Raw genomic sequence first — 18,648 nt, 5'->3', positions numbered from 1 at the left:
GTCCGCGCCGTGGCCTTAATCCTTTTACGTCAGATGAAATCCTGACGAATCAAACGACGCAAAATCTTGCCCAGTTCGTTGTACGGCAATGCGTCCTTGAAAATAATTTTCTGCGGCACGCGCGAAGAACGCAGCTTGCCTTTGACCAGTTCCTGCAGCTCTGCGACATCAGCGCTAGCGCCCGGCTTGAGCACGATGGCAGCAGCAACGCCTTCGCCCCACTGCTCGTCTGGCATCGCAACGACTGCAGCATCCGCAACCGCTGGATGCGACAGCAACACATCTTCGATTTCGCCGGGCGAAATGTTTTCGCCACCGCGCACGATCACGTCATCGGAACGACCATCAAGGAACAGATAACCTTCTGCGTCGAGATAGCCGCGATCTTTGGTCGGGAACCAGCCATCAGCATCAAGCTGACTGCCTTGCTGCAAATATTCGCCAGAGACCTGTGGGCCGCGAACGAAGACGAGGCCGGCTTCTTCTGCGCCCAACACTTTGCCGTTGTCGTCACGAATTTCGAGTTCAACTGCGCCGGGTTTACCGACCGAGCCGAGACGACGACGAATAGCAGGGTCATTGCTCAATGCAGCAGCGCGATGATCATCCGGACCCAACACTGCAATGGTCGAGCTGGTTTCAGTCAAACCATAAGCGTTGGTAAAATCAACATGCGGCAACAGCGACATCGCTTTTTGAATGGTGCTCAGCGGCATCTTGCCGCCGCCGTAAGCGAGGGCGCGCAGTGCGGGAAGATTTGCGTCTTCGCTGATTTCAGTCAGATGCTCAACGATGCGTTGAATCATTGTCGGCACGAGGAAAGCGTTGCTGACCTTGTGCTCGCGGCAAGCAGCGAGCCAAGCTTTGGCTTCAAAGCCTTCGAGCTGCACCATGCGACGGCAGGCGTAGGTCGATGACAACACCGCTGAGATACCAGCGATGTGGTACGGAGGAACAGTCACGATGATGCCGTCGTCTTCTTCAGCGGAAGCAAACTCCACTGTGCCGACGATGTAGCTCATCAGGTTTTCGTGACGAAGAATTGCAGCCTTCGGTTTGCCGGTGGTGCCGCTGGTGAACAGCTGCACGGCAACAGCGCGAGGATCATCACCAATCTCTGGCAGCGGAGCATCGGTCGCAGGCAGCGACAGGAAAGCTTCACGATCGACAATCTGTACGCCTTCACGCGGCTCCAACAACTTGGCGTATTCAGGCGTCGTAATCAGATAAGCCGGTGCAACGCGCTCGATCAGCTCGTTGAGTTCTGGCTTGGTCAGACGATAGTTGAGTGGCACATAAGGCACGCCTGCGAACGCAGCAGCGAAGATCGCAATTGGCGCAGCAGGGCTGGTGACATCAAGCAGCGCAACGTACTGAGCGTTGCTGGCTTTGATCGCAGCGGCGGCGCGATATGCAGCTTCGCGCAGTTCAGCATAGGTGTAACGGCTGTCGCCGCACGCCACGGCAACGCGGTCGCCGAAGGCCTCGGCCGCCATGTCGAGGATGGTCGCGATATTCATGTGTGAAGCCTAATTAGTCGGAAGATGGCAGCTGTTTGGCTTGCTTGATTTCAAGCGCCACGCCATCGAGTGACAAGGTGCCCTTGCCGCCCTTGGTGCAGAGCATTTCCAAAGATTCATCAGCGTTCACATAACGCTTGCCGATCAGGACTTCGCCTGCATCGCCTGCAGCCAGTGCAACGCCTTCTGGTGCAGCAGCCGTGCCGCCAACCATCGCTATGCCACCGCAGCCGAGTTCGAATTCGCCAGCAGGTGCTTTCACGATCATGACCTGTGCGTCGCTTACAGCGCTCTTGAATCGTGAGCCTGCTTTCAGTGCTGTCTTTGCCATCTTAAATCTCTCCAAAAACTCTTTATGCAAATAGGTGAACTAGCGAGCAGCCGGAACCGTTCGCGCCCAAGCGGCGAGTCGATCGAACAACTCGATCCGCGAAGGAAACAGAAAATGACTGTGCCCCGTATCGGGGATCACATGAAGTGTGACATCTCGGCTGGCCGGAAAACTAGCGGGGATCTCGTGCGTAGGGCCCACCATGTCAAATTCGCCGATACCGAGGAAGACTGGCGAGGCAATTTGTCTTGCCTCTGGCAGAACATTGCCCGGAACCATCGACAAAAACGCGCACATCGGCAGCAGCGCATCCACAACTTGCTTGAGCGCCACAGCCCCGCGTGGGTCGGCGTTCTTGCCTGCAAAAATGCCGCCGGATTGGCCCGTTGGCTTAATCACTGGATACGGCAGAACAAACATACCGCGTGCATGCGTGGCCAAATCCGCGCGTATTGCTGCAGGGTCTGCCGCCAACTCACGCACCTTCGGCGATACATATTCCGGAAGGCCGCGCGTTGAAAATCCGAGTAATGCGATTGCAATGTGCTGACGATATTGCGCTTGCTGCAGCAACGTCATCATCGCACCCATCGAATGGCCAATACCGATCGTGCTGAGATTTTGCAGCGCAGGCAACGAAGGTGACAGCGAACCTGCACGCAGCTTCGCAACAATCTGCTCCGTGGCATGTGCATTCGCTTTGGCAACAACTTCTGCCGTCACTGCATAACCATCAACTGGACGACTGCTTTCACCAACCGCGAGATGATCAATCAAGATCACCACGAAACCACGCGCGACCATCTGCTTGGCGAAGCTAAACGTTTCGTCGTTCTCAACCGCGAGATCGAAATAACGACGCGTCATGCCACCACCAGGCAACGATACAAACGCTGTCACTGGCGCATCACGATCCAAATCATTTGGCGCCCAAACTTCAGCAGCGATATGCAGCGCGCCTTCGCCCGGGAGCTGAACGCCCGAGTCGACATGAAGCTTGATCGTGATTGACTCCATGCGACCCAGATTTCAGCGATTAAACTTTCGCGAGAATTGCGCCCGCCATGCCGGATGAGACCAGCACGTTGTTCACAGTGTTCTTCGTAACTTGGTTCACCGACGTACCACGAATCTGACGCACGCCTTCGGCCATGCTGTTCATACCGTGGATGTACGCTTCACCTGCGAGGCCGCCGTGCGTATTGGTTGGTGTCGCGCCATCAATCGCCATGCCGCCAGACTTCACAAAGCCTGCGCCTTCACCTGGCTTGCAGAAGCCAAAGGCTTCGAGCTGCAACAGAACGTGCGGGCTGAATGCGTCGTACAACATCGCAGCTTGCATGTCCTTAGGGCCGAGGCCGGTCATTTCATACAAACGCTTGGCCGTGCCCTGCGCTTCTGGCATCACGGTCATGTCTTCGTGATGGAAGTTGGCGATGACTTCAACGTTGAACGGAATCGATTGGCATGCGCCGAGAATCTGAACTGGCGGCTGCTTGAGATCGCGTGCGCGTTCGAGACTCGTGACGAGGAACGCAACGCCACCGTCGCTTTCCTGACAGCAGTCGAGCAAACGCAGAACAGGTTCCATGATCCACTTAGATGCCTGGTGATCTTCAACCGTAATAGGTTTTTGATAGAACCAAGCTTTCGGGTTGGTGGCGGCGTACTTACGCTGCTGCACACACACGTGCGCGAGGTCAGCGTTGGTCAGGCCGTACTTCCACATGTAGCGCTGTGCTTGCAACGCGCCCCAACTGGCTGGGGTCATCGCGCCGAATGGAATATTCCATAGCAGCGTGCCGGTGCCGTGGCCGCCGGAGTAGCCCGCCGTGTTGTTCGGATTTTGGCCGAAGCGATACTGCGAGCGCTCGTTCATCGCGCGCCAGATCAAAACATTTTTGCAAACGCCTGCGTTCACCAAGGCCATGGCCTGAAAGATGGTTGCAGCAGCGGCTGCACCACCGCCAGGAATACGTGCGGTGTAAGCGAGGTCCTTAACACCGAGGCAACGTGCGAGCGTGATTTCGTCGCTGTTGTCGATGGTGAAGGTGATCATGCCGTCGATGTCGCGCGGATCAACACCGGCGTCTTGGCAAGCGGCGAGTGAACACTCGGCGGCCAGCTGCAGTTCAGTGCGGCCTGATTCTTTTGAGAATTCGGTCGCGCCAATGCCAGCGATGGCGGCTTCTTTAAATGTACGGGCCATGTTGGTCTCTTATTTCGTGCGCGGTTTGAAAACCGGCACCTTGTGATTGCCCATCGTCGCTTCAAACAGCACTTCGACTTCCATGTTCTGTTTCACGTCTTCGATTTTTACGCCGACGACGTTGGACACAAAGCGCGTGCCTTCTTGCAACTCAATCACTGCAACGATTGGCGCTTCGCGGAAACCGAATGGAGGTGGATGACGCGGCACGGTCCATGAATGCACGGTGCCGTAGCCGGAGAGCTTTACGTACTCGCGCTTGAGGCTGTGGCAGAAAGGGCACATTGGACGTGGCGGAAAGCGAAACTTATCGCAGTCGCTGCACTTTTCACCGATGAACTCTTCACGATCCGCCGCTTCCCAAAAATCTTTGGCATCAGGCGTAACGATAGGCGCCAAGCGGATGGGCTTAGGCGCAGCAGGTGCAGCAGGTGCCGCTTCAGTCGGTGTAGTCATAGGTTCCAGAACCGCAGTCGGAATGGGATAAATGGATGTTATCTACTGCCCCCAACAACCACCTGATACATATGAGGTAGTGTTGTTTTGAGGCCTAAATGAGCTTCTGCTCGAAGCGCCTCCCGAACCGTCGGGGTTCAGGAGGGCATCGTTATTTTTATATGAAATAAAACAGTCGAATCAATCCACGATCACGTTGAACGTACCCTGCGCCTTATCAAACAGGCCGAAGAAGCGCACCAAGTCAATCCGACTGCCGCTGGTCTTCAGGTCATCGCTCAGCAAGGTGTCGCTGATGTTTGCCGTGTTCGCCATCATCTTGATGAAGATTGGGTGCGTGAGCTGGAGCGTTGCGTTGGCATCAGACGCGGCCGGCGCCTTGCGGTGATGCAGCACTGCATTCTCGATCCACAGCACATGCGTTTCCTTGAGATCGCTGAAGACCAGATTGATCTTGTAGTTTTTGTCTTCCGCAGCTTCGGCATTCAGCGCCGCCGCCATCGCATCAAGGAAGCGCTCCACCGGCGTCTGCATCAGCACATCGAGGAAGTTCGCACGGCTGACGCCCTTGGTCGGCGGGCCATTGCGTAGCTCGTCAGATGCGGTGAGATAGCTGTTACGCCAGGTCGAAGACTCCGACATATAGCCCATCTGATCGTAAGTGCGCGCGAGCAAGGTTTTGGCCTTGGCATTGCTTCCGTCGGCGAACACCACATGATTGAGCAACTCTGCGGCCCAACGGTAATCGCCTTCATCAAATGATTTCTGCGCTGCGGCAATCGTTTTGTTCGCACCACCCATCAAGGCCACATAACGCTTCGCAGCATCTGCAGGCGGCAGCGAATTCAAGTGCGCCGGATTGCCGTCGTAGTTGCCGAGGTAGAACTGATAAACCGCTTTGACGTTATGACGGATATCGCCGTAATAGCCGCGCACACCAAAGTACGAAGACAGCGACTTCGGCAGCTTCACCATATTCGCGATTTCATTCGGCGTGTAACCCGCGTTCATATAGCGCACGGTCTGATCGTGGATGTAACGATACATATCGCGCTGCTTGCTGATGAACTCGGTAACGTTTGCAGGGCCCCACACCGGCCAGTTGTGCGAAGCGAAATACACTTCCGTCGTCGCGTTCTCTTGCACTGCCTCATCCAGATAGCGACTCCAGCTCAAACTGTCGCGCACCTTCGCGCCGCGGATCGGCAAGAGGTTGTGCATCGTCTGCGCCAGAATTTCTGCGCCGCAATAGGCTTTCATATCCGGCAGATTGAAGCTCAACTCTGCAGGCGCTTCGGTGTTCGGCACGTTGTGGAAAACAAATCGCAGGCCATCCACCTCAAGTTCTTGCGTGGGCTGCGAGATGAGAACCGTAGGAGGAATAAGACCAAAGCTGCCATACGCGAGATTCTTGCCGAGGCCAGCATCAACAAAACCCTTGGCAGAGCGCTCAAGATTTTTGCCGAACTGATATCCCGAGCGTCGGCCCATGGCCACGCCCACCATCACGTTTTCGCTGGTGGCTTCTTCCATGAATCCTGAAGGCGCGATGATCGGAATCTTGCGTGCTGCTGCATCTTCTTTACTCAACACACCGAGCACGCCGCCAAAGTGATCGACATGACTATGCGTGTAGATCATCGCGGAGATCGGTTTGTTGCCGAGATGTTTGCGTGCGAACTCGATTGCAACAACCGACACTTCTCGCGCCGTCAGCGGATCAACCACAATCCAACCCGTCTTGCCTTCGATCAGCGTCATGTTGGAGATATCGAATCCCCGCAGCTGATAGATGCCGTCCATCACTTTGAACAAGCCTGCTTGTTTGTTCTGCAGTGCATGACGCCACAAGCTGGGGTTCACAGTGGCTGGCGCTGCGCCTTGAATAAAATCAAAGCCGGAAAAATCTACCAGTACTTTTCCATCGGCGTCGAGAATCTTGCCTGTGGGTTTGGCGATCAATCCACGCGCCGCATTTTCAAAATCGCGTTGATCCGCGAGATTGAGCGACTTCGCCATTTCCTCGTTTGCCTTCTGCGTTGCAGGCATCACATCGCTAGCACTGCCGCCAACGCCGCTCGATGTTTTGCTGCAGCCGGAAGCAACCGCCACCAACAGGCACAAGCCCAATAATTTTTTCATTCTTTTCCCCTCGCCTGCTCTCGTCTAAAAACTGCACTTCTGCACAACCACCTCCGCAAGATGCCCTGCAGGGGACTGTTGTGCAAACAGTAAATTGACCTATTCCCATACGAAATGGAAACATCTTCGAAAGCATCTTATGCCGGCCAACTGAGTGAAAACGTAACACCGCTCATATATGCAAAGCCCACAAAAACAAAAGCCCCTGAAATCAATTTTCAGAGGCTTTTCCGATTCGCCCAATAAATGGGCCCTGCCGGTTTATTTGGCGAGGCGAGCGGTGCGCGCAGCTTGAAGCTTGGAAGGATGCGCCTCTTTGCTCGTCACCAGCTCAGGGTGTTTGATGGCGTAACGCTTGGAGACGATACGGTCTTTCTTGGTCGATTTGTATACCAGCTTCATGGGATGACTCACTTTTAAAGGTCGCGCAGTCTACGCGGCATCAACGCAGGCCGTATGAAAATGAGCGGAATCGGCCTTTCTGACAGTGGGAAACCTGTTTACGTGGGTTTATTCGGGCCCTAAAGGGCTTTTGCCCAATGCCTCCGCTCCTGCGCATCCCTTTAAGGATGGCATCTCTGCATAAACGCCTCCGCTCCTGCGCATTCGGCAACTGCTCCTGCGTTGCTCTACTTCGGGTATCCATACCCTCACCATGCGACCTCGGAGGTACCGTACTTCCTGCACATAAAAAAGAAATCCCCCGCAAGACGCCTTGCGAGGGATTTTCTGTAAACAGCTTTTGCGGATCTATTTAAGCCGGCACAATCGCCTGAGCAAATTGGCGGCGCAGCAGGCCAACGCGGCGATGCTGCAGCTTCATCGACAGCTCCAGCGCTTTCATTTCTACGCGGTGCTTGAACTCACTGTGTTCCCAGCGGCTGCGAATCTCTTCTTTGGCAGCTGCAAGCTTTTCACTTTGCAGATGGCCCCAACGTGCAGCAGCTTCGGTGCAGTGATGCCACTCGTGATCCATCTGCGCTTTGAGTTCCAGATAGCGTGCATGTGCGCTGCCCTTCTCCAAACCTTTTTCCATCGCCGCACGTGCGCGTTCAAACTGGCACATCACGCGTGCATGCTGAATCTTGAACTCAGGCACGCGGCGCAAATCAGAAGCGAGACCCACGCTTGCCCACGTAGCAATCCACCACTTGGTCGGATCGAACTGCCACCAGCGAATACCGTTGCGATAGTCCCACTGAAACAGATGGTGATAGTTGTGATAACCCTCACCCCACGTCAGCACGGCGAGAAAATCATTGTCACGCGCAGTGTTGGTGGTGGTGTAAGGCTGACGGCCCCAGAAGTGAGCCAGCGAGTTGATGAAGAAGGTGAGGTGATGGCTGACGAACAAGCGCAGGAAACCTGCAACCAGAACGAAGCCTGCGATGTCGCCATACAGCGCGCCCAGCAACAACACCGGAACAAAGTTGCTCAGCATCGCAAACAACAAATAATACTTGTGCTGCGCCATCACGATCTTGTCTGCCAACAGATCAGGCGAGCGAGTGAAATCAGGTTTGGCCGCAGGATAATCACGCAGCATCCAACCCAAGTGCGAGAACCAGAAACCACGCTTGGCTGAATAAGGATCACGATCAACGTCATCCACATGCGCGTGATGCACGCGATGTGCAGTCGCCCAAATCAGAATGCTGTTCTGCACTGCCATCGCGCCGAAGACGGCGTAGAAAACTTTGAGTGCGGGATGCGCTTTGTAAGCGCGGTGCGCCCACAAGCGATGGTAGCCCGCAGTGATGGAGAGTTCGTTGAGGCACAGAAACACCAGCGCCCAAATCCAAACGGCGCCACCGACTTCGTTGCTCCAGAGATAAAACGGCAGTACCAAAATCACCGGCAATGTCGTCAGACTCAGCATCAGTGTCGCCGCCCAATTGATTGGCGCTCGCGTCACTTCCTTGATCGACTCGGGTTGCATCATTCCCCTCACAAATTTTAATAAGCCATTAATATACAACTGTATTTTATTTCGGTATCTTACCTTAATGACCTCGCCTCGAAAAGCCGCTGCCACTAGGAAATCCAGACCCCCAGGACAGGGGCGGAAACCTGCGATTTCCCGGCAGGACGTCGTCGACGCCGCCCTCAAACTGCTCGGCCCGCACCGCAGCGTGGCCACCCTGTCCCTGCGTGAAGTCGCCCGCGCGGCCAACATCGCCCCGAACAGTTTCTATAGACAATTCAAGAGCATCGACGACCTCGCCGTTGCCCTGATCGAACAGGCCGGCGAGTCGTTACGCGACATTATCTGGAAAGCCCGCAGCCGCATCACCGAAGGCGAAAGCGTCATCCGCACCTCGGTGGAAACCTTTCTGCAGCAGCTGCAATCCGATCAGCATTACCTACATTTGTTACTGCGTGAAGGCGCCGTCGGTTCGGCCGCGTTCAAACATGCAGTGGAGCGCCAGCTCGAGTTCTTCGAAAAGGAGTTGCAGATCGATCTGGTGCGTCTGGCCACCGCCAGCAAAACGCCAATCCATAGTGCTGAGCTGGTATCTCGAGCGATTACGCGCCTGGTCTTTTCGATGGCGACCAGTGCGGTCGAACTACCGGCAACGCTGCATCCCAAACTGATTGACGACACCACTGAGATGATCAACATGATCATGGTGGGTACACAGACGCTCGCTAAGAAGAAGTAATTCTTCTGTCTTTCTGAATAGCTCTTCTGTCATCCCGAGCATCGCGAGGGATCTTGCTTTCAAACTACGGCCGCTCCTGCGCATTCGGCAACTGCTCCTGCGTTGCTCTACTTCGGGCATCCATGCCCTCACCTGCGCCCGCGGCATACCGTACATCCTGTACATAAGATTCCTCACTGCGTTCGGAATGACAAGCAACAATAAAAATCCCCGCAAAGCGGGGATTTTTATTGTTGCATTCCTCTACTACTTGTCAGTCTGCGCCGCCGAAGGCGACATCGGCAACGGCGCGCCCGGCTTACGCGTCGGCATACGCGGCATGCCGACGAAACCGATCGCCATCTGCTCTTCCATTGTCTTCATGTCTTCTTCGGAATAACCCATGCCCGACATGATTTCCTTGGTGTGTTCGCCAACGAGCAACGGACGACCCTGAATCACGCCGGGGGTATCCGAGAGCGTCACTAGCAAACCAATCTGGTCGAGCTTGCCGACGACTGGATGCGGATACGAAGTGACCCACTTGTTCTTCTGGAAGTCGGCGTTGTCGTGCAGCTTGCGGGAGAATTCTTCGTCGACGATTTCCATCGGCACGCCAGCGGCGTCGAACTCTGCAAACCATTCTGCTGCGGTCTTCGTCTTCAAGCGCGTGCCAATAAACTTGGCCAGCTCGGCATCATTCTTCTGACGCGCTTCAAACGTAGCGAAGTGCTCGTCAATCGTGAGGCGCGGTGCGCGCAGCACGGTGAACAGTTCATCCCAATGCGATTGCTCAACCAACACGAAGCACATCCAGCCTTCTTTGGTTTCGTAAATGCGATGGCCAGCGGAGTAACCGACCTGATCACCTGCGATGCGCGGACGATCAAAGCCTTTGCCTTCTGGCGTTGCGATTGCGTAGCTGGTGTTGAGCAACGCAGCGTTGATGATTGACGTATCGACAAACTGACCTTCGCCCGTCTTGTCGCGGTGATACACCGCATTGATCATCGCCACAGCAGAGAGGAACCCATTACCCGTATCGCCGAAGCTGGTGAAGCTCCACAGCGGACGGCCTACTTCGCCATGCTCGCCAGCGCGGCCCATGCCGCCATCTTCATACTGAATGCCGGAGAGGCAAGCGCCCGTCTGGTCGTTGCCCGGCAAACCTTGACGCACGCCGCGCTCGAAGCCGCGCGTGTGGCAGTAGATCAGTTTCGGATTCAGCTGTTTCAGAGATTCATAGTCGATCTTCAAACGCTCAGCTGCGTCATAACGCATGTTGTGCTGAACGATGTCGGCCTTGGCGACGAGATCCAACAGGACCTTCATCGCACGTGGATCTTTCAGATTGAGCGTGATGCTCTTCTTGCCACGGTTCGCCATGTAAGCGATGTGCACGCGATGCCAGAACATGTCGAACAGGCCGTTGACCTTGATCACCGTCGCGCCCATGTCTGAGAGCAACTGCGTACCGAACGGACCAGCAATCGCCAGACCCAGATCGAGAACAGTGATGCCTTCGAGCGGAGCTTTAATGCTCTTGCCTGCTTTGGCGTTCTGCGCGGCGGTGCCGGCTTTTGCTTCAGCAATAATCTTCGCGGCTTCTGCCTTCACTTCTTCAGTGTTGGCACCAGCCTTCACAGGAGGAGCGCCAGGCTTACCTTGCGTCAGGCTCATGTTGTAAGCGTTGCCGACGGTGCGGATGGTGCCGAGTTCAGCGTCCTTGGTTTCCGTGACGCAACCATCTTCGATGAATGCGTTATCAGCCAGCGATTCTTCAATCGAGCGAATCGGCTGCATCGTCATTTCTGCAACCGCGGCAGCTTCGGTCCATTCTTTCGAAGTGAACTTGGCAATCGCTTCAGCAAGGATGGGTTGGTAATGCGACATCACCAGAATTTCTTCTGGGCCGGTGCCAAAGCGATCAGGATCGTTCTGCACGGTGAGGTTCGGCGTCGCGTTGAGCGTGTCGCCTTCTGATGCTTGCAGAATGAAGCGTGGGTTAGGAACCCAGTTGTGAATCCAGTTGCCGTCTTTGCACTGGAAGTGACCCTTCGGCGAACGGTTGCCGAGAATCCATGTATCGAAACCATCGGCGTCGATTTTTTCTGCGCGCTGCCAAACACCGGCGGCGCCAGCCATCGAACCTTGCAGCAATGACGTCTCAACCCACTGACCTTTGCCGGTGAGTTCGCGTGCACGCAATGCAGCGGAGATACCCAGCGATGCAGTGAAGAACGCGCCGAGGCTCGGCCAATGCGAAGCTACAAACAACGGACCTGGACGCGGTGCGCCCTGCACCCAGTCCTGCGGAATTTCGAGATCTGGAAACGGATCAGGCTGACCGTTCATGTGATTGAGCGCGCCTTCTGCCCAGCCGCGCTGTTCAAACATCAAACCAGTGCGTGCCTGCACAAGTGCGTCGTATGCAGGGCGATTGCTCAGTGCGTTGTCACGCCCGTAGCCGGTGATGGAGCAATAGATCAAACGGGGATTGAGCTTGGCGAGTGTCGCCTGATCAATGCCAAGTTTTGCGGTGGTGCCTGGCGTAAACGATTCAACCAGAATGTCGGCCTTGCTAGCGAGCGCAAGAAACACTTCTTTGTCCGCTGCATTCTTCAGATCAAGAATTGCGCTCTTTTTGCCGCGCTGCCAGACCTTATAGCCAAGCTGATTGCGGAAGGGATCGCCGCCGGGCGGTTCAATCTTGGTGACGTCAGCGCCGCTATCAGCGAGCACCATCGTCGTCATCGGGCCAGCAATGCCCCAGGTCAGATCGAGAACTTTAAGACCACTCAGTACACCAGCCATCATTTCACCTTCAAGTTGTTTCTGTCGTCCCTATGACAACGGGAATAACGTGTTTGTTGTTTAACCTAAACCAAAAGTTTTCAGCGCATTCAACGAAGTAATTTTCTTGCGATCCGCTTCCGGAATATTCGCTTCTGCAAACTGACTCACCACTTGCTTGCGCGAGTTAGGCCAGCAGGTTGCGGGATGTGGAAAATCTGTCGACCAGTACAAGCAGTCCGGACCAAAGTAGTCGTAGCACTGCTTGAGGCCTTGCGGCTCATACATAAACGTTGCACCACATTGCTGGCGGAACGTTTCGCTCGGCGGACGCTTAACGCCGGGGAATTCGTAATGCGCGTGCATGCGCGGATCGAGCAGTGACTGGAAGAACCAAGGCAACCAACCCAGGCCCGGCTCAACAAACAGCACTTTCATCTTTGGATATTTTTCCAGCGTGCCGGTAAGAATCCACATGCAGATTGTTTCTGCCAGCGGCGCCCAAGGCAACGCGGTGAAAATACCTTTCTGCGGCGTTGGATCACGACGGAACACATCCCACAGCGAAGCACGCAAATCGAGATGATTAAGAATCGTCAAATTCGCATCTTCAATCGTGTGCCACAGGCGCTCGTAACGCTTGTCGTAAAAATCCGGCAGGCCCATGTCTGATGGAAACGGCGTGAGTTGTACGCAGCGTGCTTTTTTGTCACGCGCGAGACGTTCAACTTCTTTCACTGCGAATTCGATGTCGTACAAGGGCAACTGATACGCCGTCATCAAACGCACCGGATCATGCGCAGCAAAATCGCCCATGGCGTTGTTGTAGCCCATGAACACTTCTTTCCAATCGCTGCCCATCATGTCCGGGCTGACGATCTTGGCGCCGGCGAGTTCAGGAAAAATCACTTCGGCATAAACGCCATCGCGATCCATCGCTTTGATCTTGCCTTCTGGATTGAAATGGCCGGGATCTTTCGCTGCTTCCGGATCAACGAAATCTTCCAAGTGAAGCTGCGGCTGACCACCACGCAAAACTTCAGCGCCATACTTTTCAGCCTTCGCGTTCGCTGCGTCCCATATCTGATGCAGCTCTTTGCGCAGACGCTCTTTCACCCATTCATCAGAGAAATGAACGTGCGAGTCCACCGACACCAGTCGTTCAGTCGCAAGCGTTTCGCTCATCTGAAATTTCTCCATGGGTAGTAACGAGGCTGCATCGGCCTATCGCGATCTCTAAATGGATCACCAACCGAAGACAAAACGGCATCCCGGCATCATGTTTTGACCTTATCGTGAGGCAGACTCACGGCGCCTGCTGCATTTGGGTGAGAGACCGCGCTTAGACGACGCTAACTGCGTCGTCTGCGGTCTCAAACGACCGGCCAGCGCTTGGCCCAAGCGAGGAATGACTCAATGTCATTCCGAGTTAAGCCAAGCGCGGCCGGGCCGGTGGTCATAAACAAGAACTGAAGTGCCGCCATGGACGGCAAACACTAGCTATCAAGCAAGACCACGACGCGTAATAATGCCTAGAGAAACTGTTTTATATTAGTGTATTGTTTTAGTAGTTAGCCTACTTTGTCACACACCCACTTCATCGCGCCACACGCGCCCGCAGATCAAAAATGACCATCAAGAAGCTCAACGGTTTTGTACTCGCCAACATGCAAACGCTAGAAATGATCGGCGTGCTCATGCGTATCTTCAGCTTCTCCCTCGTCAGCTGGATGGGCCCGCAAAGTCCGTTCATGTTCGTGTGGGTCTTCAACACGATCGACGCCATGTTGCTGTCGTGGTGCGCCACACTCCGCCGCGACCGCGCCTACATCACGCTCAACACCTTTTGGATTCTGGTTGGCATCGTCGGCATTGCGCGCGCCGGGGGCTGGCTCCAATAAGCAAGATTTCCAGCAGGCGTCCAGCGCATGTAGTTGCCTAGAAGCTTACGGCAGATTCAAAGAGTGTGATTGAGAGAACTAAACCTGCACTGCAGAGGCCATTCACGCTTAAAAATAGGGATAAGATGACTCCGTAGATTAAGCAAATTCGGGCGGTTTCTACGGTTAGTATTATTTGGCGGATTGATCACCCCGCACTGCGATTGCTACCACTCTCCCGAACCTCGTCGCATTCAAAAGGATTTGAAGGAGACTGCATGAAGCGCTTCGCTTTAGTTTTCTTTGCCGTTACAGCCGGCTGCACATCCGTAACTGTCAGACCCGTTGATCAATCGCTAGGAATTAAACATATCTGCATTAAAGAAAATCCCAAGGTCCAAGTGAATGACTTCATCGAAGTCATTCGGGACGGCTTTGATCGTCATGGCATTTCTAGCCAAGTATTTGACAGTGCTCAACCACAGAACTGCGAGTATCTACTCACGTATACAGCACTAAGATCTTGGGACTTCTCCCCTTATCTGTCCCACGCAGAATTACGACTCGAAAAGGATTACAAGCAAGTTGCCTACGCTGAATATCATCTCAAGGGCAAGGGCGGCCTCTCTCTGACGAAATGGGCTGGCACCAAAAGCAAAATGGATCCTGTAATCGACGAGTTGCTTGGCGCATACAAAAGCGATCGTTGAATCGATTTCCGTACTTAGGAATAGAAAAAGAATTCACGCAAAGTTTTGACCCCATGAAGAACTGCATTCCCTTTTACGCGGGAATGACAGAGAAAAGCGTGTGCACGGCGCACCCTACGTTTCTGTCGCGCCATAGAAAAAGGCGAGCCCATTGGCTCGCCTTATTCGTTCTCTCTCCCCGACTACTCCCCAACAACCACTTGCAGTAACCAAAACCCGCCATCGATATGCGGCGTTAAGTTTTGCTTACGCTTTCCCCCACTTTACTTGAGTTTCTTGTCACCGTAGAAGTACGCGCCCAATGCTGGCAGCAGGCAGATGGCGCCGAGCATGTTCACGAGGAACATGAAGCTCAGCAAGATGCCCATGTCTGCCTGGAACTTCAGGGCTGACAAGGTCCACGTACCGACGCCAATTGCCATCGTGATCGCGGTGAATACTGCTGCTGTACCACGTTGTTGCATGGCTTCTTCAAACGCATCGCGGAAGTTGAGGCCGTTGTCTTTCATCTCGTGCTGAATGCGCTCGAACAGGTAGATGCCGTAGTCGACACCGACGCCGACGCCGAGGGCAACCACTGGCAAGGTCGCGACCTTAAGACCGATGCCCATCACCGACATCAGTGCGTTGCAGAAGATCGACACGATGGTGAGCGGCACCAGCACGCAGAGCATTGCGGTGATGGAGCGGAAGGTCAGCAAGCACAACAGTGCCAATGCACCGAAGATGGCGAGCAGCATGCGCTCTTCAGCTTCGCTCACGGCTTCGTTGGTTGCAGCCATCACGCCAACGTTGCCGCTGGCCAGACGCAGGCTCACGCCCTTCACTGGATTCGCTGCGATGAACTTCTTCAGCTCAGCCACGACGTGCGCGATGTTGGCGCCATCGTGGTTCTTCATGAAGATCATCACCTTGATCGCGCGGCAGCCTTCGTTGTTGAGGCCCATGCCTGGATCAAATGCTTTTGAACCCGTCGACAAACCGGCTTCGCTACGTGGCAGTGCGCGCCAGCGTGGATTGCCTTCGTTGAATGCGGAGATCACCAGCTTGCCGATGCCAGCAACGCTGGTCACCGAACGCACACCTTCGATACCGCGCACATATAGTTCCAAACGATCAATCACATTGACCACTGGGTACTGCAAGCAGGAATCGCCTTGGAAATCCTTGGCTTCAACGATGACTGTCAGCACGTCGGTGCCGATGTCGTAAGTCTGGTTGATCAGACGATTGTCGTAGTTGTAACGCGCATCGTGATGCAGCTCAGGTGCGCCGGTGCCGGAGTCACCGATGACGAGACCGCGCGACAACCAGGTGCTGACGCCGAGCAATACAAGGCAAACGATAAATACTTTCTTCGCAACCTGAGGCTCGGCGCACTTGGCGACCAGCTTCCAGATTTTGGAGTTGTTCTTGCTACCGGCCTTGGTCGAATACGCGCGGCTGGATTCTTCCAGCGTAAGGTGCGTCAGGATGATCGGCAGAATCATCTTGTTGGTGACGATCATCAGCAACACGCCGATACAGGCCGTGATACCGAGTTCATGCACGATTGGAATATCAATCAGCATGATCACGGCGAAGCCCAGCGCATTGGTGAGCAGCGCCACAGCGCCCGGCACAAACAATTTGCGGAACGAGGTGCGTGCGCCTTCGATTGCGCTCGCGCCTGCAGCAACTTCCTGACGCCATGCGCTGGTCATCTGCACAGCGTGCGAAACGCCGATGGAGAAGATCAGGAACGGCACGAGGATCGACATTGGATCAACGCCGAAACCAATCAGCGGCAGAATGCCGATGAGCCACAGCACCGGCAGCAGCGCGACAACCATTGCCGCGATGGTGAGGCGTACCGAACGTGAGTAGAGATACAACAGCACCAGCGTGATGACGAAGGCGAGTGCAAAAAACACGAACACGCCGATGAGACCGCTGATCACGTCGGCGAGCAACTGTGCGAAGCCGATGATGTTCACTTCCAGATTCGCGTTGTAATCCGGGTTGGCGGCGGCTTCTACAGAAACTGCGTCGCCCTTCACAGCGATTGGATCACTGCCATCAGGTGGCTGCGCGTAGAACACTTGGAAACGCTTCATCCAACCGTAGTCGACATAACCTTCAGCGACCACATCACCAGCCTTGAATGGCTCTTGATCCGCGATCATCTTGTAGCTGTATTTGGTCTTGCTCTCAAAGCGGCCACGAATATCAGCCAGCTTGCCCATCACGCGGCGATAGAAGACTTCTGCTTTTTCAGGATTGCCGGTATCAACTTCTTGCAGGTCAGCGCGAATCAGCGCGGACTTGCCATCGTTGGAAACAATCAAACCCACCTGACCCGACAAACCAACGTTGTGACGGACGCGATCCAGTTCTTCTGGCTGCGCGGAGAAGCGTGACGGCACAACCGGCTCGCCTTTGAATCCGTCTTCGGTGATTTCGATGTAATAAGTATTCGGCGTGAAGATCGACGATACCTGCGTGCGGTCGATACCAGGGATGAAGAACACATCATCCGTCGCTTTCTGCATCGCATCCATGAAAGGCTTGTTGTAAATATCGCCTTCACCTTTCCAGCGCAGGTTCACCAACAAGGTGTTTGCGCCCGAGATGTCCAGATAATCCATCATCGTTTTCATGTACGGATGATTGATCGGGATCAGCTTCAGAAAGCCCGGATCCAGCTTTACATGCGTAGCGCTGTAACCAAAGAAAACAGTCATCGCGAGGAACACGACTGACAGCGGATGACGCAGCTTGATCAGGGTGTCGGAAATGCCTGCAACGAGGCGGTCAATAAAGCTCATGTTGTTTCCTGCGCTCATTTGCTGGCTCCGGCTGTAGGCTTCATCAGCGTGACGCCGGTTTCTCCGGCAGTGAGCCAACCACCTTCTTTAAGGGCTACAACCGATGCGAGGTTATGACGTTCGCCCTTCGATGCAATCTTGAACGTTGCACCGCGATCTTTTGAGACCAACACCATCTGCTGTTCGCCAACCAGCGTTACAGTGCCTTTTGCGTCGACCGTACCGCCAAATACTGAAATCGTTTCAGGCAATTCACTCTTGCGCCATGAGCCGCCGTTATCGCTGCTGACAAATACATTGCCGCGCATACCGTAAACCAGCAGTTCGCCTGTAGGCAGCGTCAACGCGCCATAGAACGAACCGGTGTAAACCTTCGGCAGTGCCTGCCAGCTCAAACCGTTGTCGCTTGAGCGCAGCATGAGGCCGCGTTCACCAACCAACAGCAGCGTGCCATCCGCAGCTTGCGTCATGCCATTTACATGGTGATCGCCAATCGCAGCATCGGTATGGCGCTGCCAGGTTTTGCCAAGATCATGAGAAATATAAAACTGACCGAAACCACCGAAGGCAAACACGCGGCCAGCGTAGGGGCCAGCAATGCCCAGCAGCGGATCGGTGTGTGCAGTATCAAACTGCACTTCATCCCAATTTTCGCCTTTGTCTTGGCTGCGAATGATCCAGCCATCGTGGCCAACGGCGAGCAATAAACCATTGCCAGCGAAAATAACTTGCGTAAGCGTAGAGCCGCGCTGTCCACGAACATTGCCTTCGTGCCAAGGGCCAGCCGCGTTGTCAGAAACTAGAACACGGCCCTGTTCCCCGACAACTACCAGTCGTTTGCCTTGCTGTGCGGCGCCATTGAGCAGCACGCGATCAGAGTGCAGCAGCGTCTGCGCAAACGGCGGCAGCGAACGTGGGGAGAAAGCGTAGACCGCAGAGACCAGCACGATCAATACGATGATGTATGCGGGCAAGCTGCTGACCGATGATTTACCGGCCGGCGCAGAAGTCACGTTGGTGACCATGTTTGTCTCTCCTCTCGTTCACGCCCGGTCTTGGCCGAGCAGTTCTGCATTACGTACCGGGTCTGTGCCCGTTCACGTGACGTTAGTTTTTGATCCCACGCCAGTCTGGCGTGGGATCGCGTTTCAATCAAAT

Annotated in this window: 15 protein-coding genes; 3 read left to right on the top strand and 12 right to left on the bottom strand. The window is 54.7% G+C overall.

Translation table 11 applies throughout. The annotated features are described in order from the left end of the window. Positions 1-29 precede the first annotated feature (29 nt). The 8 genes from CJD38_RS09805 to CJD38_RS09775 form a co-directional block, all read right to left on the bottom strand. Complete coding sequence (locus CJD38_RS09805; RefSeq protein WP_107940146.1) at positions 30-1,520, bottom strand: class I adenylate-forming enzyme family protein; 1,491 nt, start codon at positions 1,518-1,520, stop codon at positions 30-32. 13 nt (positions 1,521-1,533) lie between these two features. Further along, positions 1,534-1,851, bottom strand: a complete 318-nt coding sequence (locus CJD38_RS09800; RefSeq protein WP_206362936.1) for a hypothetical protein — start codon at positions 1,849-1,851, stop codon at positions 1,534-1,536. A 39-nt stretch (positions 1,852-1,890) separates the two neighbouring features. Beyond that, positions 1,891-2,868, bottom strand: coding sequence for an alpha/beta hydrolase (locus tag CJD38_RS09795; protein WP_107940145.1), 978 nt, complete (start codon positions 2,866-2,868; stop codon positions 1,891-1,893). Positions 2,869-2,887: 19 nt separating this feature from the next. After that, on the bottom strand, positions 2,888-4,060 hold the full coding sequence (locus tag CJD38_RS09790; protein ID WP_107940144.1) for a thiolase C-terminal domain-containing protein: 1,173 nt from the start codon (positions 4,058-4,060) through the stop codon (positions 2,888-2,890). Positions 4,061-4,069: 9 nt separating this feature from the next. After that, positions 4,070-4,516 carry a Zn-ribbon domain-containing OB-fold protein gene (locus tag CJD38_RS09785; RefSeq protein ID WP_107940143.1) on the bottom strand — a complete coding sequence of 149 codons (447 nt, stop codon included), beginning with the start codon at positions 4,514-4,516 and terminating at the stop codon, positions 4,070-4,072. A 180-nt stretch (positions 4,517-4,696) separates the two neighbouring features. Next, entirely contained in the window at positions 4,697-6,658 is a 1,962-nt protein-coding gene (locus tag CJD38_RS09780) for an alkyl/aryl-sulfatase (RefSeq protein WP_206362935.1), read from the bottom strand. Positions 6,659-6,919: 261 nt separating this feature from the next. Next, entirely contained in the window at positions 6,920-7,060 is a 141-nt protein-coding gene (locus CJD38_RS18430; protein ID WP_161554204.1) for a hypothetical protein, read from the bottom strand. A 352-nt stretch (positions 7,061-7,412) separates the two neighbouring features. After that, the gene (locus CJD38_RS09775; protein WP_107940142.1) at positions 7,413-8,600 is read right to left on the bottom strand and encodes an acyl-CoA desaturase; all 1,188 of its coding nucleotides are present in this window, start codon (positions 8,598-8,600) and stop codon (positions 7,413-7,415) included. 64 nt (positions 8,601-8,664) lie between these two features. On the opposite strand from CJD38_RS09775, the gene fabR reads away from it, so the two are divergent. Next, entirely contained in the window at positions 8,665-9,321 is a 657-nt protein-coding gene (gene fabR, locus CJD38_RS09770; protein ID WP_107940141.1) for an HTH-type transcriptional repressor FabR, read from the top strand. 246 nt (positions 9,322-9,567) lie between these two features. Here fabR and CJD38_RS09765 read toward each other — a convergent pair whose 3' ends face one another. Together CJD38_RS09765 and CJD38_RS09760 are read right to left on the bottom strand one after the other, a co-directional pair. Then, positions 9,568-12,117 (bottom strand): CaiB/BaiF CoA transferase family protein, encoded by a 2,550-nt coding sequence (locus CJD38_RS09765; protein WP_240783585.1) that lies wholly within the window; start codon positions 12,115-12,117, stop codon positions 9,568-9,570. Between the two features lie 57 nt (positions 12,118-12,174). Continuing rightward, positions 12,175-13,278 carry an amidohydrolase family protein gene (locus tag CJD38_RS09760; protein ID WP_107940360.1) on the bottom strand — a complete coding sequence of 368 codons (1,104 nt, stop codon included), beginning with the start codon at positions 13,276-13,278 and terminating at the stop codon, positions 12,175-12,177. 443 nt (positions 13,279-13,721) lie between these two features. On the opposite strand from CJD38_RS09760, the gene CJD38_RS09755 reads away from it, so the two are divergent. Beyond that, complete coding sequence (locus CJD38_RS09755) at positions 13,722-13,994, top strand: CBU_0592 family membrane protein (RefSeq protein WP_206362934.1); 273 nt, start codon at positions 13,722-13,724, stop codon at positions 13,992-13,994. 257 nt (positions 13,995-14,251) lie between these two features. Next, positions 14,252-14,683: an Sbal_3080 family lipoprotein gene (locus CJD38_RS09750; protein WP_107940139.1), complete on the top strand. Its 432-nt coding sequence runs from the start codon at positions 14,252-14,254 to the stop codon at positions 14,681-14,683. A 263-nt stretch (positions 14,684-14,946) separates the two neighbouring features. Here CJD38_RS09750 and CJD38_RS09745 read toward each other — a convergent pair whose 3' ends face one another. Together CJD38_RS09745 and CJD38_RS09740 are read right to left on the bottom strand one after the other, a co-directional pair. Continuing rightward, positions 14,947-17,508 (bottom strand): efflux RND transporter permease subunit, encoded by a 2,562-nt coding sequence (locus tag CJD38_RS09745; RefSeq protein WP_240783584.1) that lies wholly within the window; start codon positions 17,506-17,508, stop codon positions 14,947-14,949. Next, entirely contained in the window at positions 17,505-18,515 is a 1,011-nt protein-coding gene (locus tag CJD38_RS09740) for a WD40/YVTN/BNR-like repeat-containing protein (RefSeq protein WP_107940138.1), read from the bottom strand. The genes CJD38_RS09745 and CJD38_RS09740 overlap by 4 nt, the downstream gene beginning before the upstream one ends. Positions 18,516-18,648 lie beyond the last annotated feature (133 nt).

Origin of the sequence: Stenotrophobium rhamnosiphilum, from assembly GCF_003052265.1 — a bacterium.
In the GTDB taxonomy this organism is placed as follows: domain Bacteria; phylum Pseudomonadota; class Gammaproteobacteria; order Nevskiales; family Nevskiaceae; genus Stenotrophobium; species Stenotrophobium rhamnosiphilum.
This window is presented reverse-complemented; position numbering and strand designations above follow the sequence as displayed.

Bases quoted from the DNA above. Each gene is read 5' to 3' on its own strand.
- CJD38_RS09805 (WP_107940146.1), bottom strand. From the start codon at position 1,520: ATGAATATCGCGACCATCCTCGACATGGCGGCCGAGGCCTTCGGCGAC.
- CJD38_RS09800 (WP_206362936.1), bottom strand. From the start codon at position 1,851: ATGGCAAAGACAGCACTGAAAGCAGGCTCACGATTCAAGAGCGCTGTA.
- CJD38_RS09795 (WP_107940145.1), bottom strand. From the start codon at position 2,868: ATGGAGTCAATCACGATCAAGCTTCATGTCGACTCGGGCGTTCAGCTC.
- CJD38_RS09790 (WP_107940144.1), bottom strand. From the start codon at position 4,060: ATGGCCCGTACATTTAAAGAAGCCGCCATCGCTGGCATTGGCGCGACC.
- CJD38_RS09785 (WP_107940143.1), bottom strand. From the start codon at position 4,516: ATGACTACACCGACTGAAGCGGCACCTGCTGCACCTGCTGCGCCTAAG.
- CJD38_RS09780 (WP_206362935.1), bottom strand. From the start codon at position 6,658: ATGAAAAAATTATTGGGCTTGTGCCTGTTGGTGGCGGTTGCTTCCGGC.
- CJD38_RS18430 (WP_161554204.1), bottom strand. From the start codon at position 7,060: ATGAAGCTGGTATACAAATCGACCAAGAAAGACCGTATCGTCTCCAAG.
- CJD38_RS09775 (WP_107940142.1), bottom strand. From the start codon at position 8,600: ATGATGCAACCCGAGTCGATCAAGGAAGTGACGCGAGCGCCAATCAAT.
- fabR (WP_107940141.1), top strand. From the start codon at position 8,665: ATGACCTCGCCTCGAAAAGCCGCTGCCACTAGGAAATCCAGACCCCCA.
- CJD38_RS09765 (WP_240783585.1), bottom strand. From the start codon at position 12,117: ATGATGGCTGGTGTACTGAGTGGTCTTAAAGTTCTCGATCTGACCTGG.
- CJD38_RS09760 (WP_107940360.1), bottom strand. From the start codon at position 13,278: ATGAGCGAAACGCTTGCGACTGAACGACTGGTGTCGGTGGACTCGCAC.
- CJD38_RS09755 (WP_206362934.1), top strand. From the start codon at position 13,722: ATGACCATCAAGAAGCTCAACGGTTTTGTACTCGCCAACATGCAAACG.
- CJD38_RS09750 (WP_107940139.1), top strand. From the start codon at position 14,252: ATGAAGCGCTTCGCTTTAGTTTTCTTTGCCGTTACAGCCGGCTGCACA.
- CJD38_RS09745 (WP_240783584.1), bottom strand. From the start codon at position 17,508: ATGAGCGCAGGAAACAACATGAGCTTTATTGACCGCCTCGTTGCAGGC.
- CJD38_RS09740 (WP_107940138.1), bottom strand. From the start codon at position 18,515: ATGGTCACCAACGTGACTTCTGCGCCGGCCGGTAAATCATCGGTCAGC.